Origin of the sequence: Carnobacterium sp. CP1, from assembly GCF_001483965.1 — a bacterium.
GTDB lineage: Bacteria > Bacillota > Bacilli > Lactobacillales > Carnobacteriaceae > Carnobacterium_A > Carnobacterium_A antarcticum.
Genome location: NZ_CP010796.1, coordinates 2436476 through 2461793 on the forward strand (window position 1 = coordinate 2436476; position 25318 = coordinate 2461793).

Consider the following 25318-nt stretch of genomic DNA (forward strand, 5'->3'; position numbering starts at 1 on the left):
TTTAGGAGGAAATATTATGGTACAAGTAGTAACAGATACAAACTTTGAAGAAGAAACTAAAGAAGGATTAACGATTACAGACTTCTGGGCAACTTGGTGTGGCCCTTGTCGTATGCAATCTCCTGTATTGGAAGAACTAGATGAAGAGATTGGTGATCAAGTAAAAATCGTGAAAATGGATGTTGACGCAAATCCGACCGTACCTGCTTCATTCGGAATCATGAGTATTCCTACATTACTGGTTAAAAAAGACGGCGAAGTTGTCGAAAAATTAATCGGTTATCACGGCAAAGAACAAATCGAAGAAGTTATTGCTAAATATAAATAAACAAAAAAACTGCCGGTTTTTATTTCGGCAGTTTATTTTTTTTGTCTGGATGGAGATAGTAGTTCAATTCTTGCTCTAATTCTTTCTTGATATTCCATTCCTCGATAGCTTCAAGAATCGTAAAACCTTTTTGAATGAAAAATTGTGCATCTTTCTCAGATTCCAGTTTTTCTAGAATGATTCCTTTTCGAACGTATAAAACAGCTAACATTATATACTTTGTTTCTTTTTTGCTCTCTTCAATCAATGGGTCAGCGTAGAACAAAGACTGTGTGAAATCCCCATCCTCCATTAATAGGTAGACCAGATTCATCGAAAAAGCCATTTTTAATTTAGTGGCTTCTTCAAAATGCCGGTAATGATCCAAATCAATCAAAGCTCGTTTAGAAATGAAAAGAGAAGTCTCAGGAGGAAATAAAAATAAAATATTATTGAGCAGACGCAATTCGGTTAAATACCATTTATCTAATTTCGAGAGCCGTTCCCAAACTTTTTCAGCATGAGTATAAGCTAATTTTAAATCATGAGTTTGAGACAACGTCAATAAGGCCTGACAAATTTCCACAATGTCTTTGATGACATGATCGTTATTTTCTAACAGATAAACTTCTGCACGTTTTTTTAACTGCTGTAAAAGAGTATTGTCGGAATTAGTCGCTACAGAATTAAAATGATATAAAATAGCTTCTTTTTCATCTAAGTGGTAACCGTTTCGGATATAAGAAAATTCTTTATGCGTCATATCTAAATTATTAAGTATTTTTAAATATTTAGTGACGGTAGTGGTAATTGCTTCTGTTTCAAACCGAGTATAAGTAGATCGGCTCATGGCATTTTGAGCAACGATTTCTTGAGTATAGCCTTTGTTTTCGCGTATTTTTTTTAAATCATATCCAAAAGGTTTTGTATTGTCTGGCATTTTCTTCCCCTACCTTTCTGTCAGAAAAAAATAATGTTACTATATGCACATTATATACTAAACTCTATTTCATTTGCTATACTATAAATATAAATAAGAACGGAGGGATTACATGAAGAGAAACTACATCAAATTGTTGAAAAATCTTATGGCAATCTTACCAGTGCTTTGGTTTGTTGGAGGAGGCGGCTAAAAAAAGCCGTGATATTTCTTATGCGCCATTTTCAAACCACTTTCTGGTTGGAGGTCAAGTGACATGTAAAGGACTTATTCGTTGAATAGGAGGGGCTGCAAATTATTTTGAATCAGAAAACTTCTATTAGAGAAAAGATGAAATAATGAATTTAGTGTAACACAATCAAGAAGTGGGAGGGGAAATCATGAACCACAGTCTGTCGAAAGTAGAATATGCCTATATTATTGAGGGAAAAGATGCGAAAAATATTTTAACCATAGCTAAGGAAGATTTGATCGAAAATGCAGATGGGGTTCTTGATTGTCCTCTTGATGGAGTATTAAGAAGACACAACCTCTCCTTAACTGACTTAAACAGCATGGGAATCACGCGGTTATCGTTTGTTAAAATTGTAAACAAAACAACGATCATTTTGAGAAACATCTGTTTAAATGTAAATTTTTAACTTATAAAAAAACAATTTTATCTAAACCACCCCCTGTGTTTAGATAAATGAGTTTAAGCATTAATCTTTGGAGAGAGATTAATGCTTTTTTTTGTTTTTTATTGTTATTCCTGATATGTATATACATTAAAAAAGGTAAAACCACTTTAAGTTGTGTGAGGTGCCTTTTTTTTGATAAGATGAGAAAAAGACTGGAAGCAGGAAAATGTCTATCGCTGCTACTGTATGGAGTTTGGAAACTCGAAAAGTACAGGACCATTCATTTCAGGTATAGAATATGGAAATAATACTGTAGGCATGATCATCCGGAGTTCTCGAAGAGCCGTTAGTCATGTAATTGACTCTAGAGTAATAAAGTAGAAAAAAGGAGTTATAACCATGAAATCGATGTATATCCCCGTAGAAGCAGGATATTTATTTTGTAAGACGATTGGGAAAGGAAAACCACTAGTATTGTTGCACGGCAGTGAAGAAAACCACGAAATTTTTGAAAAACAAATGGCTTACTTTAGTTCGCATTATCAAGTGATTGTTTTGGATAGCCGCGGACACGGCCGTTCAGATCATGGTACTGGTCCATTAACATTCAAACAAATGACACAGGATATTGTAGAAGTTTTGAACTATTTGAAAATTAAGAGCGTTTCAGTTATAGGCTTTAGCGATGGAGGAAACTTAGCGCTCTATTTAGCCAGTCATTACCCTGAAAAAGTCGACAAAATGATTCTTATTGGAGCAAATTTTAAAGCCAACGGATTGAAGCTAAACGCCTGGCTACAGGTTAAATGGCAATATAGCTATCTTAATGGATTAGGAAAAATATTTCCCGCCAGCCGTAGACGAAAAGAAGTGATTGATTTGATGCTTCACCAATTGGATTTAAAGGAAACAGATTTAAAAAAGATTCAAGCACCAACGCTCATTGTAGCGGGTGAATTTGATGTGATCAAACGGCAGCATACGAACGAGGTGCACCGTTTGATTGCAACTAGTCAACTCGTTATTGTACCAAAAGCAACCCATTTTTTGATGGTTGAAGAATACGAATTATTTAATCAGTTAGCAGACCAGTTTTTACAGGAGCCAAGTATTCGTTAAATGGAAGGGGAATAAAAAATGGTTTTTAAATCTAAACGTGATGTAGCTTTAATTGCACTATTCTCGTCCAACATCTTTCTTATTTTGATTGCTTTAATTGTCGTGTTAACAACTTTAAACCTTGATTCATTAGAAAAAGCATTTTTAGGAGGATTAATCATCATCACCGGAGGTTTGTTGGTTTCTAGCGTTCTTTTTATTAGTTACGAATGCCGCGAAACATGTTTGTTTATTCGAAACGGCTTCTTTTTTAAAAAGATCCCTTACGAACAAATTTCGAAAGCAGTATCAGTCCAGTTTACAATGACAGATCTATTGTCGGGTTATCGAGTATTGTCTTCTAGAGACGGCCTTATTCTGTATTACCGTTATGGAGCAAGCAGCATCAAAATATCGCCAACGAACAAAGCTCTCTTTTTAGCTGAATTGCAACAAAAAACTCCTGAACTATCCATAGAAAAAGACGATTAACCAGGCGCTGCTGAATAATGTTTTCAGTAGTGTCTTTTTTATTTGTCAAAGAAAAAACAAATGAGTTATAAAATCCATGTTGGCTGTTTTTTTAAAATGCCTATAGTAATAAGTAAAAGGTCGCGTGAATGATTTCGCATGTGCTTGGGAGCTCAATTATTTGAGAACCAAAATCAATCAGACAATTAAACGCAATTTATTATTCATCAAAAGAAGAAATAAAAGTTTTGGAGGAAGGAACGATGCAAAGTGAAAATTTATCAACTAGAGTGAGTTTATTTCGTTAATGATAAAAAAAGAAGCGACTAGATTTTTTAGTCGCTTCTTTTTGCTTTTTTATCTGCGTTTGCCAAAAATGCGTAACAGCCCTAAAAATAAGTTGATAAAGTCTAAATACAATTCTAGAGCACACACGATTGCCAAACCATTGATGGATTTTGTACCGCCATATGTTGCATAGATGGCTTTGCATTTTTGTGTGTCATAAGCAGTTAACCCTGTGAAAATAAGGACCGTAATAATCGAAAGAACAAAATCAGCCGTAGAACTTCTAAATAAAAACAAGTTGACCACAGAAGAAATGATCAATCCAATGAGCATGCTTAACAAAATCCCACCTAGTTTAGATAGGTCTTTTTTAGTAATAAAACCAATAATACTCATAGCTCCAAAAAGAGCAAAAGTTGAAATAAAGGCATTAAAAATACTGGCTTCCGTATACATTAATAGAACAATGGCGAGTGTTAGCCCATTAACGAACGAATAGGCAATAAACTTCAAAGCATAATTAGAAGTAGGTTGTACTTTTTCTGGATTAAAACGAAAACTAAAAACTAAAAACAATTCTAAAATAATAAATCCGTAGATGGCCCAACCATTTGTGACGGTCATCAACCACCAAAAAGCATTAGCGAGCGGTGTAAAAGTATAAAGAATGGTATAAACGGTTAAGGCACTAAGCAAAATACCTCCTGCCATCCAAGCGTAGATTTTTGACATAAAACTAGGCAAACCACTGTTTACACCAATTTTTTCTTCAGTATACATAAAATTCTCCTTCTCATTTGTTGTGGCATCGAACTAAAAAAGAATGCCTAAAAACATCATACAAAAACAGAAGTTTTTCGTCAAATGTTATCTTTTTAACCCTTGAAAGCTGATAGGGTTTTCTTTATCAATTCAAAACCAAAAAGATGTATGCTAAAATGTAAAAGAAAAAGGTTGTTATCTAAAATAAGAACAAATTGGAGGAGACAAAATGCTGGAAGTAAAGAACTTGAAAAAAACTTTTGGTTCCGTAACGGCTGTTGATGGTGTCAGCTTTACGATTCGAGACGGTGAAATTATGGGAATGATTGGCCAAAATGGAGCAGGAAAAACAACAACATTTCGTTTGATCCTAAACTTCTTGATGGCAGATCAAGGAGAGGTGCTTTGGAACGGGCAGCCATTGAAAAAGTCTGATTATGATATTATAGGATATTTGCCAGAAGAACGGGGATTATACCCTAAAGTTACAATTGAAGATCAACTTATTTATTTTGCTCGGCTACGAGGAAAAACAAAAAAAGAAATCCAGCCTTTGATAGATGGGTGGATGGAAAAATTTGAAGTTAAAGGTAAAAAGACAGATAAAGTTAAATCTTTATCTAAAGGCAATCAGCAAAAAGTTCAATTGATTTCTACTTTGATCCACCAACCTAAATTGGTGATTTTAGATGAGCCTTTTAGTGGTTTGGATCCGGTCAACGCTAGTTTACTAGAAGAAGGTATTAAAGAGTTGAAACGAAATGGATCTTGCGTCATTTTTTCTAGCCATGATATGAACAATGTCGAAGAGATCTGTGACAATTTGATTATGCTGCGCAATGGGGAAATGGTGTTAGAAGGCAGTGTTCGCGACATCCGTGAGAAGTTTGGCCGAACGAAATTATTCTTAGAAACAACGATTAAAGATGAGGATTTACTAGCCTTGCCTGGAGTTACTCATCTTAAAAAAACCAAGGATGGCTTAACTGTATTGGATTTATCGGATGCAGAATATGGAAAAGAAATTTTCGAAGTCGTCACAAAAGAGGGCTATATCTCCACTTTCAGTCAACAACCGCCGACATTAGAGGAGATCTTCAGATTGAAAGCAGGTGCTCCTCATGAATAAATTTAAAGTGATCGTTGGAGAAGTATATAAAAAAAATGTAAAGTCAGTAGGCTTTATATCAATGGTTTTATCTCCAATCGTGATATTGGCGATTGTTGGATTAGTCATTTATTTTGTTGGTTCATCTTTTAGCGAGTCTCCTAAAATTGCACTATTGACAGATGATCAAGAAATCAAAACGATTCTAGAAAATGAACCAGAAGAGTTCGAAATAGATAAAAAAATAACGACCAAAGAAGCAGCGGAGAAAGCCATACGAGAAGATACGCTGGATGGCTATTTAGAGGTAACGATCGAAAACAATACAATCAATGGACGATATGTTCACACGTCTTCTAACCAGTCGTTAGATACTGCGACGCTAGAGTCTTTATTGTCTGGCATCCAATTGAATCGCACGGCTCTTGAGTTAGGGCTGTCGCAAGAAGAAGTGATGCAGTTGATGTCTCCTGCTCAGTTAGAAGACCAAGTTGTACGGGTTGAAGGAGACGTTATTTCAGATCAGAATAATACGGACACATCTATTAAAATGTGGAGCGCTTATGTGGTGGGAATTGCTGTTTTTATTTTTATTATTAATTATGCCAGCATCATTGCACAAGAAATTGCTTCAGAAAAAGGAACACGGATTATGGAAATTATTTTGTCCAGTGTAAGTTCTTCCGTCCACTTTTTTGGAAAGTTAGTCGGAATTCTTCTGGTCTGTCTGACACAAGTTATTATTTATGCAATTGTAGGTGTGGTGGCTTATCAAGTTGGAAAATCTTTTGATATTGTTCAAGAACTCTTAAAGGGAATCGATATTGGGGTATTACTGCAAGGATTGCTAGGGTATTCAGTCATTTACTTTGTTCTAGGAATCATTTTATATGCCGCTATTGCAGCCTTTTTAGGATCATTAGTTTCAAAAATTGAAGATGTCAATAAAGCCGTTACCCCATTGATTTTTCTTTCGATGATTGGCTTTTACGGAGGGATGTTTGCTTTTGCTAGCCCAACTCAAATGATTGTAAAAATTGGATCTTACATTCCATTTTTTACACCGATGATCATGCCTTTTCGGGTGGCCAGTGAAACTGTCTCAACTGGCGGCAATTGGATCGCTATAGGGTTGATGGTGGTATTTACTGTATTGTGTACTTATTTATCACTGATGCTTTACCGTTCAAATGTGTTGGTTTATTCAGATGCTGGTATGTTCAAGACGATGAAGGCTTCTTGGAAAATCATGCGCAGCGAAAAAAATGTGTAAATGAAGGTTACAAAAAACTCTCAACCTCATCTTTTCTTAGGGAAAGACGGAGTTGAGAGTTTTTTTATATTTTTTTATGCTTTGAAGAACGAGTAGGGAAATGTTCAAATACAGAGGACTCTTCAGCGGTGAACTCTGTGTCTTCTGCTGGGTGAGAGTCTGATTCGCCGTTCTCGTCTAACAGTTCTTCCAGTGTTTCATCAATGGCCTCAGCAATCGGTTCAGCAAATTCTTTATCCATTTTCTCAAGCGTACTTTCTTTCTTTTCATTACTATCAGCAACACCAGCTAAAACTGAATCCACCATTTCTGCTGGTTTGTTTTCTGCTTCACTGATAATGAACGGATTTATTGATTCTGTAATTGAAACGCGGTCTTTTGTATCCCATTGAAGAGTGAGGATCACTTCTTTCTTTTTCACATTCACTTCATAGATAGCTTCTGTATAAAGGCCTTCTTGCTGCTGGACTTGCTCAGCTAAAAAACCGGCTTCTAAATTAAAACTAGGTTGTAAAACAGCCGTTAAGCGTTCTGTGACAATAGCACCAGAAAGACTATAAAGTGTTGTATTCTTCCGTTGATTCATTAAAGATAAAGTTCCGAAACCAGTCTTTTCAAAAAAAAGGACGTTGTCTTGAAAACTGCTCAACGGATATTGTCTGGCGAGTTCTTTACCTGCCCAATACAACATTTCATTGGTCTCTTTGCCTAATAAGTTTGGGATAAGAGCGTCACGGATTAAAGCATAACCAAATAATGGAACAGTTCCGTGTAATTCATTTAAGTCGATAGTTGTTTTTTGATCTTTCATTGTTCTCTATTCACCTCATTAATCTTCTAATTCTATTATAACGTGGAATCCGAAAGAAGCCTATCTTTTTTACAAGCTTTAATATGGAGGTACCTAAATAGTAGAAGAAGCGAAGAAACAATAAGTATTTTTCTATTGCGCTTGAATTTTTCTTGAAAAAAAGGGAAGATAGAGGTAAGAAAAAAATGATTTCACATAAAGGTTGTTAGAGATGAAAAAACAAGCGATAGGTTTTATTGATTCTGGTGTAGGGGGTCTAACGGTAGTCAAAGAAGCAATGCGTCAATTGCCGAACGAGTCCATTTATTATGTCGGCGACACAGCCAGATGCCCCTATGGTCCTAGACCTGAAGAACAAGTACGTAAGTTTACCTGGGAAATGACTCATTTTTTACTGGATAAAGACATCAAAATGTTAGTCATTGCCTGCAATACAGCGACAGCTGCTGCTTTAGAAGATATCAAAAAGAAATTAGCTATTCCTGTAATCGGTGTGATTTTGCCAGGAAGTCGGGCCTCCATCAAAGCGACCAAAAATAATCGAATTGGTGTGATTGGAACAGCAGGGACGGTTAAAAGCGATCAATACAAAAAAATGATCCATTCAAAAGATACTAAAGCAATTGTCACGAGTTTAGCTTGTCCTAAGTTTGTTCCGATCGTTGAAAGTAATGAATACAATAGCGCCATTGCTAAAAAAATCGTAGCTGAAACATTGCGGCCTTTAAAGAAAGACAATTTGGATACTCTTATTTTGGGCTGCACACATTATCCTTTACTGCGGCCGATTATCCAAAACGTTATGGGGGATTCGGTAACGTTGATCGATTCAGGGGCTGAGACGGTTAGTGAAGTGAGCACGATTCTAGATTATTTTGATTTGGCAGATGATAGTAAGAGTAGAACACATATAGAACATAACTTTTATACAACAGGCTCTACGCAAATGTTTCATGAAATTGCTTCAGAGTGGTTGGACATGGAAAAAATAACGGTAGAACACATCACATTGGGACGGTAAAACCGTACTGGGAATAGAGGAGAAACATGCGAATAGATGAACGAAAAAACGATGAACTTCGTTTGGTTACCATAGAAACAAATTATTTGAAACATCCTGAAGGTTCCGTATTGGTTTCTTTTGGCGATACAAAAGTGATTTGCAATGCAACAATTGAAACGAAAGTTCCGCCTTTTATGCGCGGACAAGGTCGTGGATGGGTACATGCAGAATACAGTATGTTGCCCAGAGCGACCAACACACGTACCATTCGCGAAGCCGCTAAAGGTAAATTGACGGGACGGACAATGGAGATACAGCGATTGATTGCACGTTCCTTGCGTTCAGTCGTAGATTTAGAAAAATTAGGAGAACGCTCGATCACAGTCGATTGTGACGTTATCCAAGCTGATGGAGGAACTAGAACAGCGAGCATTACAGGGGCTTTTGTAGCGCTTAAATTGGCCGTACAAACGCTGTTAGAGAGCGGACAGCTTGTTGAAGATCCTATTAAAGAAAATATTGCAGCTATCAGTGTGGGAATATCTAAAGCAGGAGAAGCCATTTTGGATTTAAACTATGTAGAAGATAGTTCTGCGGACGTTGATATGAATCTGGTTATGACCGCTAGTGGTCAATTTGTTGAGATCCAAGGAACAGGGGAAGAAGCCACATTTTCCAATACACAATTATCTGAAATGCTGGCTTTAGGAGAAAAAGGCATTGATGAATTGGTGAAAATACAGAATCAAGCTATCCAAGCCAACCAAAAAATTAAAATGGTGGAACCTCAAGAGCCTTTGATTCCAACGGATACTATTTTAATTGCTACCAATAACCCTGGGAAAGCTCGTGAGTTTGAAGCACTTTTTGCTAAAAAAGGATTGCAAGTCAAAACAATGCGCGATTACCCAGAGATTCCAGAGGTTGAAGAAACGGGTACCACGTTTGCAGAAAACGCATTGTTAAAAGCTGAAACGATTGCTGAAACGTTTAACATGTTGGTGTTAGCAGATGATTCAGGTTTGAAAGTAGATGCTTTAGATGGTCAACCTGGTGTTTATTCGGCTCGTTTTGCAGGCGAACCAAAGAGTGATGCAGCGAATAATGCCAAACTGCTGCATGAATTAACAGGGATACCCGCGGCAGAACGAACAGCTCAGTTTCATTGCACATTGGCTTTAGCACTTCCTGGAAAAGAAAGTTTGGTCGTTGAAGGCGAAGTAGAAGGCACGATTTTAAGCATTCCCCGCGGTAAAAACGGGTTTGGCTATGATCCCTTATTTTATGTGCCCAGCAAAGAAAAGACAATGGCAGAGTTATCAGAAGATGAAAAAAATAAGATGAGTCACCGTGCGGTCGCTTTAATGAAATTAGAAGAAGTATGGGATAAGTGGATAAAAAATTAGCGGAATGGATGAGGTGGATAAGAATGAAAGTTCTTGTTGTTAGCGATAGTCATGGCGATAGAGATATCTTAGTTGAATTGATCAACCGATACAAAGGAAAAGTAGATGCTATGATTCATTGTGGCGATTCAGAATTGGCCACAACGGACTCTGTGTGGGAAGAAATGATGTCCGTTAAAGGAAATATGGATTTTGATGAACCTTATCTGCCTTCACGAGTGGAAGAAATAGACGGCGAACGGATATTGTGGGTCCATGGGCATTTGCATGATGTAAAGAACTCAATGCAGACGCTGTTGACGGCAGCAAAAGAAGCTCAAGTAAAACTTGCCTTTTTTGGTCATACTCATGAACTGGGTGTTGAAATGGTCGATGGTATGGTGTTATTAAACCCAGGCAGTATCTTGCTTCCGCGTGGGGCTTATCCTTTAAAGACGTACGCTATTGTCGAAGCATCGAAAGAAGCGGTCAAAGTGACTTACTACGATCGTAAAAATCATCCTATAGGTGAATTAGAACAAACTTTTTCTAGAATATAAAAGCTGAACGACTAGAAAACAGCATTTTTAGTTCGAAGACGCAAGCGTTAATTTTAGTTTAAAAAGATTAGGTTTTACTATTCATTTTAAATGATTTCGCGTAAAATGAATAGGGAGTTTATTACTCATAAGGAAGGAACCTGATAGACATGATAGGGAAAGAAATGGCGAAAATGTTACTAGAAAATCAAGAAAGTTTTTTGATTCCAGCAGAACGGGTAGCGCATATCCAAATGACGAACCGCTTAGATCATGCTTTGCTGGTCTTGACAAAAATAGGCTATAACGTGATTCCAGTATTAGATACAGAATATAAATTAAGAGGGTTGATTTCGATGCCGATGATCATTGATGCAATAACAGGGATTGAAAACCTTAATTTTGACAAGCTGGGAGACATTCGGGTTGAAGAGGTTATGCAAACCGATTTTCCCGTCATCGATAATCCATATGAACTTGAAGAAGTGCTTCATCTATTGGTTCGCTATTCTTTTGTTTGTGTGGCTAGTGACGATGGCAGTTTCACAGGAATTGTGACCCGCAGTGAAATTCTTAAAGCAACAAACCGAATTGCTCACGAATTTGAAAATAAATATGAAGTTAAAAGAAAAATTGAATGTGTTTAAACACAACAAAAAGGCAGACTGCCTGTTGACGAATCAACAAGTGGTCTGCCTTTTTGTTGTTTATTTTAAAACGAAATAAAAAAGAGCCATAACGATAAAAAGCAAACCGCTGATTAAAATCGTGACCCCTGAGCCTAAGGTAGCGATCAAACCGCCAATAATCGGTCCTAGCATAGTGCCGACTCCTTGAAAAGAAGAAATGATTCCCCAGCTGACATTTTGATCTTCATGATGGATACTGCTCGCTACATAAGCGTTCCAAGATGGAAGATACGTTGTATAGGCAAGGGCTAAAGCGATCACAGTAAGAAAAACAAGGTTTAAAGAGAGAGTCGTTGTCAATAGAATCAAGCCAGCTCCAAAAAGAGCAAACCCGCTGATGAACATTCCTTTAGTCTTAAAATGGTCTGTCAAGCGGCCTAAAGGAATCATAAAAACGGCTGCTGTCAAACCAGCGGACACAATTAAAAGTGTATACTGACTGTATTTAAATTGAAGATCTTGTAAAGCAAATGTAGGAAGGATAGGAATCATCATCCCTACTGCAATACTCTGCATCAATGTGCCGGGTAATATATTTCGGCTTCTTTTTAAGACTACAGCAGCTTGAAGCAAAACTTCTTTAAACGATTGATTTTCTTTGTTAGGGCTGGGGTGTTCTCCAGAGAATTTAAAGAAAATAAAACCGATCAACAGCAAGACAGGCAATAGCCAATAAGCAAAGAGCAAATGGATATCCATTAAGTAATTCATCAAAATGACTCCGCCAGCGATTCCAACCAACCAGCAAAAATAAACCAATCCCATATTCGAACCACGTGCACCGTTGCTTGCTCGTGCTAAAACGATGATCCAAATCGGACAAGCTCCGAAACCAAGCACAATTGCCGCCATCAGAATAGAAAAAGAATTAAACTGGAGCAATGGAACACTGATCAAAGCCAATGTGCATAGGATAAACGACAGTGAAACAACTTTTTTGACCCCAAACCGATTCATTAGAAAACCGATTTGAAAATTAGAAAAAGCATCACTGATAAAATGCAAACTGACAGCTAAACCAACAAAAGCCACAGAAAATTGGTTGCTCACGGCAGCTTGGACAGGCAAGTAACTAATAACATAAGCTGCGCGGACGTACTCAACTAGCATTAGTGCTAGAAGCAGAAAAATAAACTCTTTATCCATTACTAATTTAGCTGTTTTCATTATTATTCTCCTTTACACCAGCTGTTTCTTCAATTATGTCTAAGACGCTGTCAACAATAGTGGCAGCAGCATAAGGATAAAAATGTCGACTCATTTGCGTTTTTAAATGATCGGCCAAGAAAGGTTGCTTCAACACCTGAAGCACCGCCGGAACGATTTCATCTTCTGAACGAGTAGTGATAGCCATACCTTCTTGTTCAAATAAGTTAGCGTTGTCGCGTTCTTGCCCTGGGACAGCAGGCGTCAAAACTAAGGGGACTTGAAGGGCCAGCGCTTCGGAAAGAGAAATGCCGCCAGACTTGGTAACCATTACGTCAGCCTGTTTCATGAGAGCAGCCATATCGTTCACATAACTTAAGATACGGACAGTGGGAACTCCGTCATACTGGCTAGACAGCGAATTATAAAGTTCTTCGTTTGTACCACAAATAACAGTTAAGATCAGGTTGCTTTGAACACTTAGTTTATTGATGAGTGCAGGTAGATTTTTAAGTACACCAAAGGCTCCCGCAGAAATCAAGACATGCTGTGCAGCTTGATTTTGGTTGACCGAGGAAGAGTCCAATGGTTGAAGAGCAGTTTGGTAAAAAGCTTCTTTGATCGGAATACCAGATATGGTTATTTTCTTTCCATCAATACCTAATTCCAAGAGTTCTTCTTTTAAAGAACCACAAGCAACGAAAAAGTGATTGATTTCATCTGATACCCAGCGTGTATGCAAACAAAAGTCGGTCAACACGTTTACAAAAGGAACAGTGTGCTGATTTTTTTGTTTGTAAATCGGCAAAGCTTGCATGGGGAAAGTATTGATGACGACATCGAAATCATGCGTATTCATCAATTGATTAATTCGAACATATCCATAACGGTCAATGATTCGGTCAATTCGGAAATCAGTCATGCGGTAATCGGAGTTGTAATATAAAAAGCCATAGATGCTTTGTCCTTTAGTAAAGCTTTTAAGGTAAAGTTGTTTAGTGAAACTGGTTAAGATAGGATGGGCTTCATAAAATAAATCAGACACAACAATATCGGCTATGCCGCGCTTATTTAATTCAGCGACCAAAGCATGGGCTACTTCAAGATGACCATTGCCGTAGCTTCCTGTTAACAGCAGGACTTTTGGCGGTTTTAACACTTTTTGTTCCTCCTTTCCTAATAAAATTAATTCATTGTTAAGCTTTATAACTGGGGTGCATTAAGTAGAAAGCAAACAAATCAGCTATTTATTTTTAGTTTAAGTCTAAGCACTCTTCAAAACAAGTTTATTTCTTTTTGCCGCAAAAGTCTATGCGACTTTTGCCCTAAAGAGAATCTGAGTTGCGTAGCTTTTCTCCAAGACAGATTCAGTCTGGAAGGTTGATATTAGTGACAGGAATAGCGATACCTTCTTTTGTCAGAGCAGAGAGGTATTCTTGGAAAAACGTATTTTGAATATCATATTGGCTACCATTAAGTGTAAAAAGGATGATCCGAACGGCAAATTGCCCATTTCCAATATCGAGCAGACCTAAATTATTAGGCGCTTGTGTGATTTCTGGGTATTTCGGTACCAAACGTTCATTTACTTGTTCAATCAATGAGTTGACCAAACCCATATCAGCATCAGGAAAGAGACGGATATCGATTTGAGCACGCATATCTTCTCGCGACTTATTGCTGACGATAGTGATGTAACGATTGGGCACAAAATTCAATGTTCCATCAAAACTTTTTACAGTTGTGGTTTTTAAATTAACATCGACTACTGTTCCAAAAATTTCATCTAATTCCACTACATCGCCTACATCTACTTGTTTTTCAAGCAGAATGAAAAATCCATTGACAATGTCGCTAACGAACCCTTGGGCGCCTAGAGATAAAGCTAACCCGATAACTCCGGCACCAGCAAGCAATGTACCGACTGGAATACCTATAGCAGATAAAATGGCATAGGCTAAGAAGAAACCCAGCAAAGAATTAAAAAGATTGTGAGTAAGGGTATTTAGCGTGTCTAACCGGCTTAAAGAGATGTGTTTCTTTTTACGGTAATTTTGGAATGTTTTCTGGATAAAGACATTCCCTATCTTTTTTATCACTAAAAAAATCAATAAGAAAAAAAGAATTTGCAGAGCTTTAGACACACCAAAAGCTAAAATTTTATTCCAATTGATGTTATGCCAGAATTCCATAAAAACATTTGTTTGTTGGGTAACGGATTCTACTACTTCTGTAGTAACCGAACTGTCCATTTGGTTATTCAAAAAAAAACTCCTTTAGTTAACAATTTGCAACATGAAGCTGCTATTCTTAATCATACCAAATTAATAAAAGAAAGGAAAACAAACAGAAGCCTTTTTTTACAACCTATTCGCGTAATGACAATTTTATTTAAAACAGAAAAGAGCGAAAGAGAAGGAATTTCTAGAAATCGGTATCATATTATTTGAAGTGGTAAAATTTTAATGGTATTCTAAACATGAAGTAAGATTTACTATTGCTTGCCGGAAAGATAGCCTTTTTTTATTGGTTCATTTAATAAAATGAGCGTTTGTTTTTCTTAAAAGTTATAGGAAATGAAAAAACCAGTATATTGGAGGAAGTGAGGAATTAAGATGACAGGTGGAGAAATAGCAGCGTTAATCGCTGCAATAGCATTTGCTGCATTAGTCGTTTTTCTAATTGTAGTATTATTAAAAGTTTCAAAAGTAATCGAAGAGGTATCAAAAACGATTAAGGAAGCGAATACCAGCATCGAAGTAATCACTAAGGATGCTGATAGTCTTTTGATCGAGGTTGAAGGTCTCTTAAATAAATCCAATGCGACGTTAGACGATGTGAATGGGAAATTGGGTAAAACCGATCCACTATTCCAAGCAATTGGAGATTTAGGCGTTTCAGTATCAAGTTTAAATTCCTCAACACGGAACTTAGCAGGACATGTTTCAGGAACTACGAAAAAAACAGTACAAACCGGAATGGTTACAAAAGTTGGTAAAACAGCTTTAAATCTAAACCGGAAACGTAAAACTAAAAAAGAAGCATAAATTTAATTAACGTCATGTAAAAGCAGAAAAAAAGACACGATATAATCATACAGAAGAGGGGAAATTAATTATGGCAAAGAAAAATGGTTTTTTATTAGGAACTCTTATCGGGGCAGCAACAGCTAGTATCGCAGCATTGTTATTTGCTCCTAAGTCCGGCAAAGAATTACGTGATGATTTAGCACATCAAGCTTCAATGGCTAAAGACAACGCTAAAGATTACACAGATATTGCCAAAGAAAAAGGAACAGAAATTAAAGATGTAGCTAAAGATGCAACAGAAGACATTAAAATCAACCTAAAAGATACAGCATCACAAATGAAAGAACAATTAAGCCATACTTCAAAAGAAGTAGGAGAAGACTTAAAAAATATTCGTTCTGAAGTAATGGACAGTACAGAAAAAGTGAAATCAGATTTAAGCGATACAGCTTCCGAAACAAAAGAAAACCTCAGCTCAACGATGGGTGATGCAAAAGATAAAGCAACTGATATCGCAGCTGATACTAAAGAAAAAGTTAAAGACGCTTCTGCAGAAGTCAAAGAAACAGCCAAAGATGCAGCTGAAGATGCTCAAGATACTGCAAAAGACGCAGCAGCAGACGCTAAAGGAACAGCGGAAGAGGCAACAGAAGATGCTAAGAAAAAATCAGCTGAAGCAAAAAATGATAGCCAACAGTTTACAAAAGGATTGAAATTAGATTCTGATTCATTAAAAGAAGAAGTTGAAAGAAACACAATGGACTACACGTACGATCAAAAGAAAGCAGCTGAAGATGAAAAATTATCATCAGTTAATACTGGAACAGAACAACGCAAAGAAGATTCTGATCCAAAAGATCGTAAATCTACCAACACAAATGTTGGAATCTAAAGGTATGTAGACTAAAAATCCCAGGGAGCTCTGCTTCCTGGGATTTTGTTTCTTGTTTTAGAGAATCGAAGTATAAGCAGTAGGAGTGTGTGTAAAAACTTCGCAGCCGTCTTTGGTTACATATAAACAATCCTCAATGCGAACTCCGGCAATATCTGGAACATAAATACCCGGTTCAATTGAGAAGCACATTCCTTCTTGGATCACCAAGTTGCTGCCTTGCATAATGGAAGGATATTCATGGACGCTGCTGCCTAACCCATGACCTAAGCGATGAGTGAAGTAAGGGCCGTATCCTCCTTCAGAAATAATGTTTCGAGCGATCGCATCAAGTTCTCCAGCAGTTACGCCAGGTTTTACTGCGGCAATAGCTGCGTGATGAGCTTCAAGGACAAGAGCATATATTTCTTGCGCTTTTTGAGAAGGAGTTCCAAAGGCTATTGTGCGTGTTACATCACTGGTGTATCCATTATGTACTACACCGAGATCAAATAAAACAAACTCATCTTTTTTTATTTTGCGAGAACCTGAAGTGCCATGAGGACTGGCTGCATTATCTCCTGCCAAAACCATTGTTTCAAAACTCATTTCTTTGATACCTTGTTTTTTTAATTGGTATTCAATTTCTGCTACGATTTCTTGTTCGGAGACATCTTCTTTAATTGCGTTAAATCCAATGGTCAAAGCTGTATCAGCCCATTTTCCTGCTTCTTTCATTCGTTCGATTTCATCTGAGCTTTTAATTAGTTTCATTTCTTGAATCTTAGGAGTAGCATCAATAAACTGGCTGAATTCTAAGGATTGTGCTAATTTTTCATGACGCATTACCGTTAAGAAATCTTTTTCAATAGCTAATTGCTTCAATTGTGCGGCCCGTTGATTCATTTCATTGGTTATGATCGCCCAAGGATCTTCATTATCCAAATAACTGATCACATCAAAAGGCCAACTGCCTTTTTTAGCATCTTCCATTTCTAAGGAAGGAGTAAACAAAAATGGATCAGCAAAAGGAAAGAGGACGAGTCCTAAAATTCTCTCATGAGGTTCGCTTTCAAAGCCACTGAAATAGACTACATTTCCTGGATCATTGATAAACAGACAATCTGTACCTGTTTCTCTTAACCACTGTTGTAATTCTGACAACCGTTTATTCATAACTATTCCTACTTTCTATAAAAAAATTTTGTTTAGATATCTTAATTGTACCATTAGTCTTCTTGCTATGAAGGATAAATTTTAAGTTAAGAATTCAGACTAATGAAACAGATTATGAAATTTTCATGAAAACGGAATTAAAACGCTTGCATTATTTGCGGAAATTTGATAAATTGTATAAGAATGAAATTGTATCAATAAAATCCGAAAATTAAAGGGGATTAAATATATGGAAAAACAAACAATTACAATATACGATGTAGCAAGAGAAGCAAATGTATCTATGGCAACAGTCTCACGGGTTGTAAACGGCAATCCGAATGTCAAACCAACAACCAGAAAAAAAGTCTTAGAAGTTATTGACCGTTTAGACTACCGGCCTAATGCGATTGCTCGGGGATTAGCAAGTAAAAAAACAACGACTGTAGGCGTGATTATTCCTGATGTGACCAACTTATACTTTTCTTCACTAGCAAGAGGAATAGACGACATCGCAACAATGTATAAATACAACATCATTTTAGCAAACTCGGATCAAAACGATCAAAAAGAAGTGAATGTATTGAATACATTATTAGCGAAACAAGTAGATGGATTAATTTACATGGGGCATAAAATTACGGATGAATTACGTGCAGAGTTTTCGCGTTCTAAAATTCCAGTAGTGTTGGCAGGAACAGTTGATCCAGATGAGCAAGTGGGCAGTGTCAACATTGATTATGAAGCAGCAACAGAACAGGTTGTTTCTGAGTTGGTTGCTAAAGGACATCAACGCATTGCTTTTGTTTCTGGTTCGCAAACAGAAGAGCCGATCAACAGCATTTACCGAATGAAAGGCTATAAAAAAGCTTTAGCAGACGCAGGAATTACATTTGATGAAAGCTTGATTTTTGAAACAGAATACACTTTTTCTGCTGGAGAAGAAATTTACAGCAAATTAGCTGAAGCAAGTGCAACGGCTGTCTTTGTAGGAGACGATGAACTAGCTGTTGGAGTTTTAAATGGAGCATTAGATCACGACGTTCGCGTTCCAGAAGAATTTGAATTGGTTACTGCAAACAATTCAAAATTAACTGAAATGGTTAGACCTAAAATGAGTACCATTACTCAACCTTTATACGATATCGGAGCCGTTTCAATGCGGTTGTTAACAAAATTAATGAACAAAGAAGAAGTAGATGAAAAAACGATTATCTTACCGCATAACGTTGCGAACAGAGGAACAACTAAATAAAAAATCAAAAAATCCCGGCTAAGAAGATACATTCTTCTTAGTCGGGATTTTTATTTCCAAGAGTATCAAGGAGTAGAATTTTTTTTCGCTTTTTCAGACTCAGCTTTTGCTTTGGCATCCGCATCGGCTTTTGCTTTTTCAGATTCTGCTTTGGCTTTGGCGTCTGCATCGGCTTTCGCTTTTTCAGATTCTGCTTTGGCTTTAGCATCTGCATCAGCTTTCGCTTTTTCAGATTCAGCCTTTGCTTTGGCATCTGCATCGGCTTTTGCTTTTTCAGATTCTGCTTTAGCTTTAGCATCTGCATCAGCTTTTGCTTTTTCGGACTCTGCTTTGGTTTTGGCATCTGCATCGGCTTTCACTTTTTCAGATTCTGCTTTGGCTTTAGCATCTGCATCAGCTTTCGCTTTTTCGGATTCTGCCTTAGCTTTCGCATCGGCTTTACCTTTTTGTTCCATCTTTGCTTTTGCCTCTGAGCTCGCTAGGCCTCCCCAATAATCTTGTAATTCTTTTGCATTTGCGCCAATTGCAAAATTGTAAGTGGTTGTTCCAGGAAGGTACTTGCTGTTAAAAATCTCAGTTTTCGTTTCACCAGAGACAGTAGTTTCCTTTCCATTGCCTAATTTTACTTTGCCGGCTTTCATACCTGTTTTGTCATTGACCGTAGTCGAAACAATGCCTTCTGGTTGTTGGAAAGATTTGTTTGCGCCCATGATAGAAGGGTTAGCACTATTGATAGCATTAGCCAACTGTGACCAGAAAGCCCGGTTACGCCTGCCAGCACTCCCAACACCTGAGTATTCGTTCAAATAGTTTGTGACACCTTCAATTGAATTATCGTAACCTATCCAAGAACTCAAAGTAACTTCGGGAGTACTCGCGATAAACCAGATGTCTTTTTGTTCTTCAGAAGTTCCGGTCTTCCCTGCTAAGTCAGCACTGAAGTTTAATTGACCTTTAACTTCGGTCGCTGTTCCAGCATCCAAAACATCACGCATCATATCAATTGTCAGGTATGCGGTTTGGGGAGAGAAAACCTGATTTGATTTAGTTTCGTGTTGATAAATGACATCTCCAGCTGAATTTTCAATGGATTCGATCATATAACTTTCAGTATGGGTACCATTATTAGCTAATGTCGCAAAAGCGTTGGTTTGTTCTAAAACAGTTGCACCATGTTCAGTACCACCAATAGCTAATGACGGGTTAGCGTATTCTTCTTCAGAAATCGAATCAGTTCCGATACCCATCTTAGGCAAGTATTCTCCAGGTACAAATGATTTTTGCATCTCTAGATAGATTCTGCTGGTTACAAGGTTACTAGACTTAGCCAACCCTTCTCTGGAACTGATCCATGTATTCGGCACGTTGCCGCCATCATTGGTGATCTCATGAGTTCCATTAACTCCATCAGGTACCACTAATGTTGTTTGCGGTACAATGGTTGCTGGTGTGATCGTGCCGTTTTCAAGTGCAGGTGCATACACCAATAAAGGTTTAATCGTCGAACCAGGAGAACGTTGAGTGTCAAAGGCGTGATTGACTTGTGAGACCTCAAAATCTACTCCTCCAATAAAGGAAAGGATAGCACCAGTAGCGTTATTCATTAGAACACTGCCGTTTTGGACCGGTTCGATAATGGTCACAACTTCTCCTGTATCTGGGTTTGTCCATTCAACTTCTTTTTGGTAACCTAAATTGCCAGCATTATTTGTTACGACATTTTGCATAGCCTCATAAACAGGCTTATCGATCGTCGTGTTAATTTTAAAACCTTTCATTCGTATTTCTTGATCGGCTTTTTCGTAATATTCATCATACAAACTTTTATCTGCGGCTAAGTCAGAAGCCGTCAATTTGTCAGCAGTGTACAGTTTTTCCATAATGATTTCCCGTGCTTCTTTTTCAACTTTGTCATAAAGATAAGAATTTTTTTGCTGAGTTGAAGTATCTTGTTGGATAAAATCTTGTGCTAAGTCGTAATTTTTTGCTTCATTGTATTCATCTTCGCTGATATAGCCTTCACGGTACATTCTGAACAAAACCTCGTCTTTACGTGCCATACCCGTTGTTAAATCCTCTTTAATTTCTCCATATTGGGTATAAGGACTATAGACGATCGGATTCTGAGGCAGCCCAGCTATAAAAGCAGCTTGCGGTAAACTGACTTCATTTGGAGCAACACCGAAGATACCGGATGTTGCTTCTTGAAGCCCAGCAATATTTTCACCATGATTATTACGTCCAAATGGGGAAACGTTTAAATAGGCTTCTAAAATTTCATCTTTTGAAAAGTAATTTTCAAGTCGGAAAGCAAGTAAAATTTCATTTGCTTTTCGTTTAAATGAAACTTCATTTGTTAGGATTTGTTGTTTTACGAGTTGCTGAGTAAGTGTTGAACCTCCAGAAACATTAGTAGCTCCGCTGACTTCTTGAGCTAACGCACGAACAACAGCTTTTGGAACAACTCCTTCATGGTCATAAAAGTATTCATCTTCAGTAGCAATAATGGCATTTTGAATTAGAGGAGACATATCCGCTAATGGGATTTTTATTCTTTTTAAGTCCGTTTTTAAATCGCTGATCAATTCTCCTCCGGCATAATAAGCAGATGAAGTGGTTTCGAGATTTTCGATATCAGCTTTCATTTCTTCATAAGTAGGGGGCTCATCATTAGAAACGAGATAAGCAAAGTAACCTAGTCCAGCTCCGCCTCCGAAGGCCACACCCATCAAGATAACGACAATAAGTGTGATAAAAAGGTTTTTGAAAACAGTGTACCCTACATTAAACCCAAAAAATAAAGAATTTTCAGAAGATGTTGGATTCTTTTCATCTTTAGTTTGCCGGTGTTTTCCTTTAGAAGTTTTTTTACCGAATTTTTTCTTCAGAGCTCGCCATTTCATTACAACCCATCCTTTGATCGCTAATAAAAATGCGATGAATTTATCATCAAGTGTTTCTGGTTCGGTTTGGTGTGTTTTTGGCTTGCTGCGATAAGCAGAATCAACTGACGGTTCTGCTGCATTTGATGGTTGAGACGAATTTTTATCAGTTGTCTCTTTTTTAGCAGCTTGTTTTTGTTTGAAAGCAACCCACTTCTTCTTAGCGGCTTGTTTAGCATCAATGAAAAAAGTTTTAACTTTTTCTAAGAGCAAAGAAGTGGTACTCCTTTTTGGTTCTTTCAAATTAAGTTCACCTCATATTCATAATTTAAACAAAGTTACTCTGTTGATTATATCAAAAAGTCATAAAAAAACCTAACTTTTGAAAAAAAGGAATAGCAAAAAAAGCACCATTAAAAATAGAAAATGCAATGAAAGACCTTGCTTAAAGCTGTGTAAGTAAAGATTAAGTAACAGTCAGATTAATATTTTTTAATAAAACAATTGACAAAGTGAAAGTTATTTTCTATACTTAAACACATCAAATGCAGATTGTGAGGGATTCATTATGAATTGTCAACCAAAAATCCACCTCCAATTGAATAATTATTTCTTTAGCTATTTTATAGACTGTTTGTAAACATAATTTATTATGGATGCAAACAGGAAACAGCGATGTTTGTATCTATGATGGCTAAAGCATTTTGTATTGAGCTTAATGCGTCACATAGATGATAGTGAAGTCTAGGTGATGTATGATGAGCTTATTTTTTTTATAAAAATAATCCCAAACCCCCACTTAGATTGTACTAAATCTAAGTGGGGGTTTTAATTTTTTATATTTTCTTTTTTAGGCCGAAAAGGAAAATTGAGGTACCGTGAAGCAAAGCAAGAAAAAGAACGTTAATCTAGGAGGAAAATATAATGAAGAAACAGTTAGCAATGGGATTAATAACGTTAGCAACAGGCTTGGTATTAGCAGCATGTGGGAATTCGACCGAGAGCGGTCAAGATAACGAAATGGCTATTGGAATTTTACAATATATGGAGCATGATTCATTATCATCAGCTCGTGAAGGGTTTTTGAAAGAATTAGAAGAAGAAGGTTATGTTGAAGGAGAAAATTTAACGGTTGACTATCAAAATGCACAAGGAGATCAAGCCAACTTGCAAAGCATGAGTGAACGCTTAGTTGGTGAAAATGATGCTATTTTAGCCATTGCAACTCCGGCAGCTCAAGCGTTAGCCAATGTAACTACAGAAGATCCGATCTTGTTTACAGCCGTTACTGATCCAGTTGATGCTGGTTTAGTAGAAAGCAACGAAGAGCCAGGACTGAATATTTCAGGGACAAGCGATATTGTTCCTATCGAAGAACAAGTAGCCTTATTACTATCCATTGCACCTGAAGCAAATACAGTTGGCATCATTTACAATTCGAGTGAACCTAATTCGAAAATCCAAGCAGACATGGCCCAAAAATCAATTGAAGCCAAAGGAGTAGATGTAAAGGTATTGACTGTAACGACAACGAATGATGTGCAGCAAGTTATGACCACACTAGCTCAAGAAGTTGAGGCAGTTTATATTCCAACGGATAATACAATGGCCAGCACAATGCCGACGATCAAAGAAATTACTCTGGAGTATCAATTACCAGTTGTAGCCGGTGCAGCAGAGATGGTTGAAACGGGAGCTTTAGCTACCTATGGAATCAATTATGAAGACTTAGGAAGACAAACGGCCAAGATGGCATTGAAAATTATTAAAGATGGAGCAGATCCAGCTGAACTGCCCGTAGAAACATCGAATAAATTGGAACTCGTTATTAATGAAGAAATCGCTGAAGCTTTAGGAATCGATCCGGCAAGTATTGTCAGTCCGGAATAAGGAAGAAAAAAGGGGAGTTTTACAGTTATGAGTATAATATTATCAAGTATTTCACAAGGGTTATTATGGTCGGTCATGGCAATCGGAGTGTATTTAACTTTTCGAATTTTAGATATTGCCGATTTAACAGCTGAAGGTAGTTTTCCATTAGGGGCAGCTGTCTGTGCCAGTCTGATCGTTGCTGGAATTCCGCCTTGGCTTTCTACCATTGCAGCACTGATTGCGGGGATGTTGGCCGGAACGGTATCTGGACTTTTGCATACAGTACTGAAAATTCCCGCTCTACTGACCGGAATACTGACAATGACGGCTCTCTATTCCATTAATTTAAGAATCATGGGAAAAGCTAACGTGACGCTACTTGGACAAGGAACATTGATGCGGACTATGCAAAGCTTTGGTTTGAACAGCCGGACAGCTGTATTAGCAGTTGGAGCACTGGTAGCACTGCTGGTGATTTTAGTTTTATACTTATTTTTTAATACGGAAACAGGCTTAGCTATTCGCTCAACAGGAGACAATGAAGACATGAGTGAAGCAAATGGCATTCATACTAATGCTATGAAAATTATCGGGTATATGTTGAGTAATGGCTTGATTGCTTTGTCCGGTGCATTGATTGCGCAAAACAATAGTTATGCGGATATTGGCATGGGAATTGGCACAATCGTTATTGGATTGGCTTCCGTTATTATCGGAGAAGTCATCTTCCATAACTTATCATTTGCAAAACGTTTAGTGACGATCGTTATTGGAGCTGTGGTTTACCGCTTGATCATCGATTTGGTGCTGCAGCTGGGAGTTGATCCTCAAGATATCAAATTGTTTTCAGCACTGATTTTAGCGATTGCTCTTTCAACACCCTTGCTGAAAAAGAAGTCTGGAAAAATCTTGAAAAAATCTCCATATGCAAAAAAGAAAGGGGTACAATAAAATGGCTGCTATCCTAGAAGTACAAGCTATTCACAAAAGCTTTGAGACAGGAACGATCAATGAAAACCATGTGTTAAAAGGGTTGGATTTAACGATTAAAGAAGAAGAATTTGTGACGATCATTGGTGGAAACGGAGCAGGGAAATCAACGTTATTAAATAGTATTGCAGGGAGCTTCTTTGTTGATGAAGGGCGCATTTTCTTAGATGGGGAAGACGTGACATACAAAAAAACAGCAGAACGGTCGAAACATATCGGTCGTGTTTTCCAAGATCCTAAAATGGGGACGGCCACAAGATTAAGCATTGAAGAAAATTTAGCTGTTGCTTATAATCGCGGGAAAAGAAGAGGGCTCTCGTTAGGTGTTAAAGAAAAGCAACGGACACTATTTAGAAAACGATTGAGACAACTAGATTTAGGGCTAGAAAACCGCTTGAAAATGGAAGTTGGTTTATTATCTGGCGGGCAACGCCAAGCGTTAACATTGTTGATGGCTACTTTAGAAACACCGAAGTTGCTTCTTTTAGATGAGCATACGGCAGCTCTAGATCCTAAAACAAGTCAGATGGTATTAGAGTTGACCGATAAAATCGTTCAAGAAGAAAAATTGACAGCCATGATGATCACACATAATATGGAAAATGCGATTGAATATGGCAACCGGTTGATTATGTTGCATAATGGGCAAATTGTTGTTGATGTTTCGGGTGTTGAAAAGAAGAAAATGACAGTTCCTGATTTATTGGAATTGTTTCATAAAAACAGCGGCAATCGTGTTAGTGATGATGCGCTGATTTTAGGATAATAAAAGCAGGCAATAAAAAATATGATTGCACCGAAAAAATTGTATAAAAATAAGGAAC

24 protein-coding genes and 1 pseudogene are annotated in these 25318 nt (G+C 37.4%); 17 read left to right on the top strand and 8 right to left on the bottom strand.

Annotation, left to right across the window (positions count from 1 at the left end; translation table 11 throughout):
• The first annotated feature begins 16 nt into the window (after positions 1-16).
• A complete protein-coding gene (trxA, locus tag NY10_RS11550; protein WP_058920071.1) occupies positions 17-328 on the top strand; it encodes a thioredoxin in 312 nt (103 codons plus the stop codon).
• Between the two features lie 19 nt (positions 329-347).
• Here the strand turns inward: trxA and NY10_RS11555 are convergent, their stop codons facing one another.
• Entirely contained in the window at positions 348-1247 is a 900-nt protein-coding gene (locus tag NY10_RS11555) for a helix-turn-helix domain-containing protein (protein ID WP_058920072.1), read from the bottom strand.
• Positions 1248-1627: 380 nt separating this feature from the next.
• On the opposite strand from NY10_RS11555, the gene NY10_RS11560 reads away from it, so the two are divergent.
• The 3 genes from NY10_RS11560 to NY10_RS11570 all read left to right on the top strand — a co-directional run bounded on the left by NY10_RS11560 (position 1628) and on the right by NY10_RS11570 (position 3457).
• Positions 1628-1888, top strand: a complete 261-nt coding sequence (locus NY10_RS11560; RefSeq protein WP_058920073.1) for a hypothetical protein — start codon at positions 1628-1630, stop codon at positions 1886-1888.
• 378 nt (positions 1889-2266) lie between these two features.
• Entirely contained in the window at positions 2267-2986 is a 720-nt protein-coding gene (locus NY10_RS11565; RefSeq protein ID WP_058920074.1) for an alpha/beta fold hydrolase, read from the top strand.
• A gap of 18 nt (positions 2987-3004) precedes the next feature.
• Complete coding sequence (locus tag NY10_RS11570; protein WP_058920075.1) at positions 3005-3457, top strand: PH domain-containing protein; 453 nt, start codon at positions 3005-3007, stop codon at positions 3455-3457.
• A gap of 336 nt (positions 3458-3793) precedes the next feature.
• Here the strand turns inward: NY10_RS11570 and NY10_RS11575 are convergent, their stop codons facing one another.
• Positions 3794-4504: a Bax inhibitor-1/YccA family protein gene (locus NY10_RS11575; RefSeq protein WP_058920076.1), complete on the bottom strand. Its 711-nt coding sequence runs from the start codon at positions 4502-4504 to the stop codon at positions 3794-3796.
• Between the two features lie 211 nt (positions 4505-4715).
• On the opposite strand from NY10_RS11575, the pseudogene NY10_RS11580 reads away from it, so the two are divergent.
• From NY10_RS11580 to NY10_RS11585, 3 genes and pseudogenes are all read left to right on the top strand, one after another.
• Positions 4716-5403 (top strand): annotated as a pseudogene (locus NY10_RS11580) (ABC transporter ATP-binding protein); the annotation flags it as partial.
• Between the two features lie 2 nt (positions 5404-5405).
• Positions 5406-5615 carry an ATP-binding protein DrrA1-3 family domain-containing protein gene (locus NY10_RS12985; RefSeq protein ID WP_376821379.1) on the top strand — a complete coding sequence of 70 codons (210 nt, stop codon included), beginning with the start codon at positions 5406-5408 and terminating at the stop codon, positions 5613-5615.
• Positions 5608-6867, top strand: coding sequence for an ABC transporter permease (locus tag NY10_RS11585; protein WP_058920078.1), 1260 nt, complete (start codon positions 5608-5610; stop codon positions 6865-6867). Before NY10_RS12985 ends, NY10_RS11585 begins: the two co-directional genes overlap by 8 nt.
• Positions 6868-6931: 64 nt before the next feature.
• Here NY10_RS11585 and NY10_RS12495 read toward each other — a convergent pair whose 3' ends face one another.
• Complete coding sequence (locus NY10_RS12495) at positions 6932-7678, bottom strand: YslB family protein (RefSeq protein ID WP_082664244.1); 747 nt, start codon at positions 7676-7678, stop codon at positions 6932-6934.
• Between the two features lie 211 nt (positions 7679-7889).
• Here NY10_RS12495 and racE point away from each other — a divergent pair, with 211 nt between their 5' ends.
• The 4 genes from racE to cbpB all read left to right on the top strand — a co-directional run bounded on the left by racE (position 7890) and on the right by cbpB (position 11252).
• Positions 7890-8699, top strand: a complete 810-nt coding sequence (racE, locus tag NY10_RS11595; protein ID WP_058920079.1) for a glutamate racemase — start codon at positions 7890-7892, stop codon at positions 8697-8699.
• Positions 8700-8725: 26 nt separating this feature from the next.
• A complete protein-coding gene (gene rph / locus NY10_RS11600; protein ID WP_058920080.1) occupies positions 8726-10087 on the top strand; it encodes a ribonuclease PH in 1362 nt (453 codons plus the stop codon).
• Positions 10072-10626 carry a metallophosphoesterase gene (locus tag NY10_RS11605; RefSeq protein WP_231726740.1) on the top strand — a complete coding sequence of 185 codons (555 nt, stop codon included), beginning with the start codon at positions 10072-10074 and terminating at the stop codon, positions 10624-10626. Before rph ends, NY10_RS11605 begins: the two co-directional genes overlap by 16 nt.
• 164 nt (positions 10627-10790) lie before the next feature.
• Positions 10791-11252, top strand: coding sequence for a cyclic-di-AMP-binding protein CbpB (gene cbpB, locus NY10_RS11610; RefSeq protein ID WP_231726741.1), 462 nt, complete (start codon positions 10791-10793; stop codon positions 11250-11252).
• Between the two features lie 60 nt (positions 11253-11312).
• Here cbpB and NY10_RS11615 read toward each other — a convergent pair whose 3' ends face one another.
• The 3 genes from NY10_RS11615 to NY10_RS11625 all read right to left on the bottom strand — a co-directional run bounded on the left by NY10_RS11615 (position 11313) and on the right by NY10_RS11625 (position 14704).
• On the bottom strand, positions 11313-12461 hold the full coding sequence (locus tag NY10_RS11615; RefSeq protein ID WP_058920083.1) for an MFS transporter: 1149 nt from the start codon (positions 12459-12461) through the stop codon (positions 11313-11315).
• Positions 12448-13599 (bottom strand): MGDG synthase family glycosyltransferase, encoded by a 1152-nt coding sequence (locus NY10_RS11620; RefSeq protein ID WP_058920084.1) that lies wholly within the window; start codon positions 13597-13599, stop codon positions 12448-12450. The genes NY10_RS11615 and NY10_RS11620 overlap by 14 nt, the downstream gene beginning before the upstream one ends.
• Positions 13600-13807: 208 nt before the next feature.
• On the bottom strand, positions 13808-14704 hold the full coding sequence (locus tag NY10_RS11625; protein ID WP_231726742.1) for a mechanosensitive ion channel family protein: 897 nt from the start codon (positions 14702-14704) through the stop codon (positions 13808-13810).
• A 351-nt stretch (positions 14705-15055) separates the two neighbouring features.
• Here NY10_RS11625 and NY10_RS11630 point away from each other — a divergent pair, with 351 nt between their 5' ends.
• Positions 15056-15487, top strand: a complete 432-nt coding sequence (locus NY10_RS11630; protein ID WP_058920085.1) for a DUF948 domain-containing protein — start codon at positions 15056-15058, stop codon at positions 15485-15487.
• Positions 15488-15557: 70 nt separating this feature from the next.
• Complete coding sequence (locus tag NY10_RS11635; protein ID WP_058920086.1) at positions 15558-16361, top strand: YtxH domain-containing protein; 804 nt, start codon at positions 15558-15560, stop codon at positions 16359-16361.
• 57 nt (positions 16362-16418) lie between these two features.
• Here the strand turns inward: NY10_RS11635 and NY10_RS11640 are convergent, their stop codons facing one another.
• Positions 16419-17516 (bottom strand): M24 family metallopeptidase, encoded by a 1098-nt coding sequence (locus NY10_RS11640; protein WP_058920087.1) that lies wholly within the window; start codon positions 17514-17516, stop codon positions 16419-16421.
• A gap of 229 nt (positions 17517-17745) precedes the next feature.
• Between NY10_RS11640 and ccpA the strand changes: the two genes are divergently transcribed.
• Positions 17746-18750 carry a catabolite control protein A gene (gene ccpA / locus NY10_RS11645; RefSeq protein ID WP_058920088.1) on the top strand — a complete coding sequence of 335 codons (1005 nt, stop codon included), beginning with the start codon at positions 17746-17748 and terminating at the stop codon, positions 18748-18750.
• Between the two features lie 65 nt (positions 18751-18815).
• Here ccpA and NY10_RS11650 read toward each other — a convergent pair whose 3' ends face one another.
• Positions 18816-21905 (bottom strand): transglycosylase domain-containing protein, encoded by a 3090-nt coding sequence (locus tag NY10_RS11650; protein WP_231726743.1) that lies wholly within the window; start codon positions 21903-21905, stop codon positions 18816-18818.
• Positions 21906-22556: 651 nt separating this feature from the next.
• Between NY10_RS11650 and NY10_RS11655 the strand changes: the two genes are divergently transcribed.
• From NY10_RS11655 to NY10_RS11665, 3 genes are read left to right on the top strand one after another with little or no spacing between them, the layout of a single operon-like run.
• Complete coding sequence (locus tag NY10_RS11655) at positions 22557-23522, top strand: ABC transporter substrate-binding protein (protein WP_082664245.1); 966 nt, start codon at positions 22557-22559, stop codon at positions 23520-23522.
• A 27-nt stretch (positions 23523-23549) separates the two neighbouring features.
• Entirely contained in the window at positions 23550-24455 is a 906-nt protein-coding gene (locus tag NY10_RS11660) for an ABC transporter permease (RefSeq protein ID WP_058920090.1), read from the top strand.
• Position 24456: 1 nt separating this feature from the next.
• Positions 24457-25260, top strand: a complete 804-nt coding sequence (locus NY10_RS11665; protein WP_058920091.1) for an ABC transporter ATP-binding protein — start codon at positions 24457-24459, stop codon at positions 25258-25260.
• Positions 25261-25318: the final 58 nt, after the last annotated feature.

Excerpts from the sequence above, each read along its gene's own strand:
- NY10_RS11635 (WP_058920086.1), top strand. The coding sequence starts at position 15,558 with ATGGCAAAGAAAAATGGTTTTTTATTAGGAACTCTTATCGGGGCAGCA.
- NY10_RS11565 (WP_058920074.1), top strand. The coding sequence starts at position 2,267 with ATGAAATCGATGTATATCCCCGTAGAAGCAGGATATTTATTTTGTAAG.
- NY10_RS11630 (WP_058920085.1), top strand. The coding sequence starts at position 15,056 with ATGACAGGTGGAGAAATAGCAGCGTTAATCGCTGCAATAGCATTTGCT.
- NY10_RS11660 (WP_058920090.1), top strand. The coding sequence starts at position 23,550 with ATGAGTATAATATTATCAAGTATTTCACAAGGGTTATTATGGTCGGTC.
- NY10_RS11665 (WP_058920091.1), top strand. The coding sequence starts at position 24,457 with ATGGCTGCTATCCTAGAAGTACAAGCTATTCACAAAAGCTTTGAGACA.
- NY10_RS11575 (WP_058920076.1), bottom strand. The coding sequence starts at position 4,504 with ATGTATACTGAAGAAAAAATTGGTGTAAACAGTGGTTTGCCTAGTTTT.
- racE (WP_058920079.1), top strand. The coding sequence starts at position 7,890 with ATGAAAAAACAAGCGATAGGTTTTATTGATTCTGGTGTAGGGGGTCTA.
- NY10_RS11640 (WP_058920087.1), bottom strand. The coding sequence starts at position 17,516 with ATGAATAAACGGTTGTCAGAATTACAACAGTGGTTAAGAGAAACAGGT.
- NY10_RS11655 (WP_082664245.1), top strand. The coding sequence starts at position 22,557 with ATGAAGAAACAGTTAGCAATGGGATTAATAACGTTAGCAACAGGCTTG.
- NY10_RS11555 (WP_058920072.1), bottom strand. The coding sequence starts at position 1,247 with ATGCCAGACAATACAAAACCTTTTGGATATGATTTAAAAAAAATACGC.
- rph (WP_058920080.1), top strand. The coding sequence starts at position 8,726 with ATGCGAATAGATGAACGAAAAAACGATGAACTTCGTTTGGTTACCATA.
- cbpB (WP_231726741.1), top strand. The coding sequence starts at position 10,791 with ATGGCGAAAATGTTACTAGAAAATCAAGAAAGTTTTTTGATTCCAGCA.
- NY10_RS12495 (WP_082664244.1), bottom strand. The coding sequence starts at position 7,678 with ATGAAAGATCAAAAAACAACTATCGACTTAAATGAATTACACGGAACT.
- NY10_RS11585 (WP_058920078.1), top strand. The coding sequence starts at position 5,608 with ATGAATAAATTTAAAGTGATCGTTGGAGAAGTATATAAAAAAAATGTA.
- NY10_RS11560 (WP_058920073.1), top strand. The coding sequence starts at position 1,628 with ATGAACCACAGTCTGTCGAAAGTAGAATATGCCTATATTATTGAGGGA.
- NY10_RS11615 (WP_058920083.1), bottom strand. The coding sequence starts at position 12,461 with ATGAAAACAGCTAAATTAGTAATGGATAAAGAGTTTATTTTTCTGCTT.
- trxA (WP_058920071.1), top strand. The coding sequence starts at position 17 with ATGGTACAAGTAGTAACAGATACAAACTTTGAAGAAGAAACTAAAGAA.
- ccpA (WP_058920088.1), top strand. The coding sequence starts at position 17,746 with ATGGAAAAACAAACAATTACAATATACGATGTAGCAAGAGAAGCAAAT.
- NY10_RS11570 (WP_058920075.1), top strand. The coding sequence starts at position 3,005 with ATGGTTTTTAAATCTAAACGTGATGTAGCTTTAATTGCACTATTCTCG.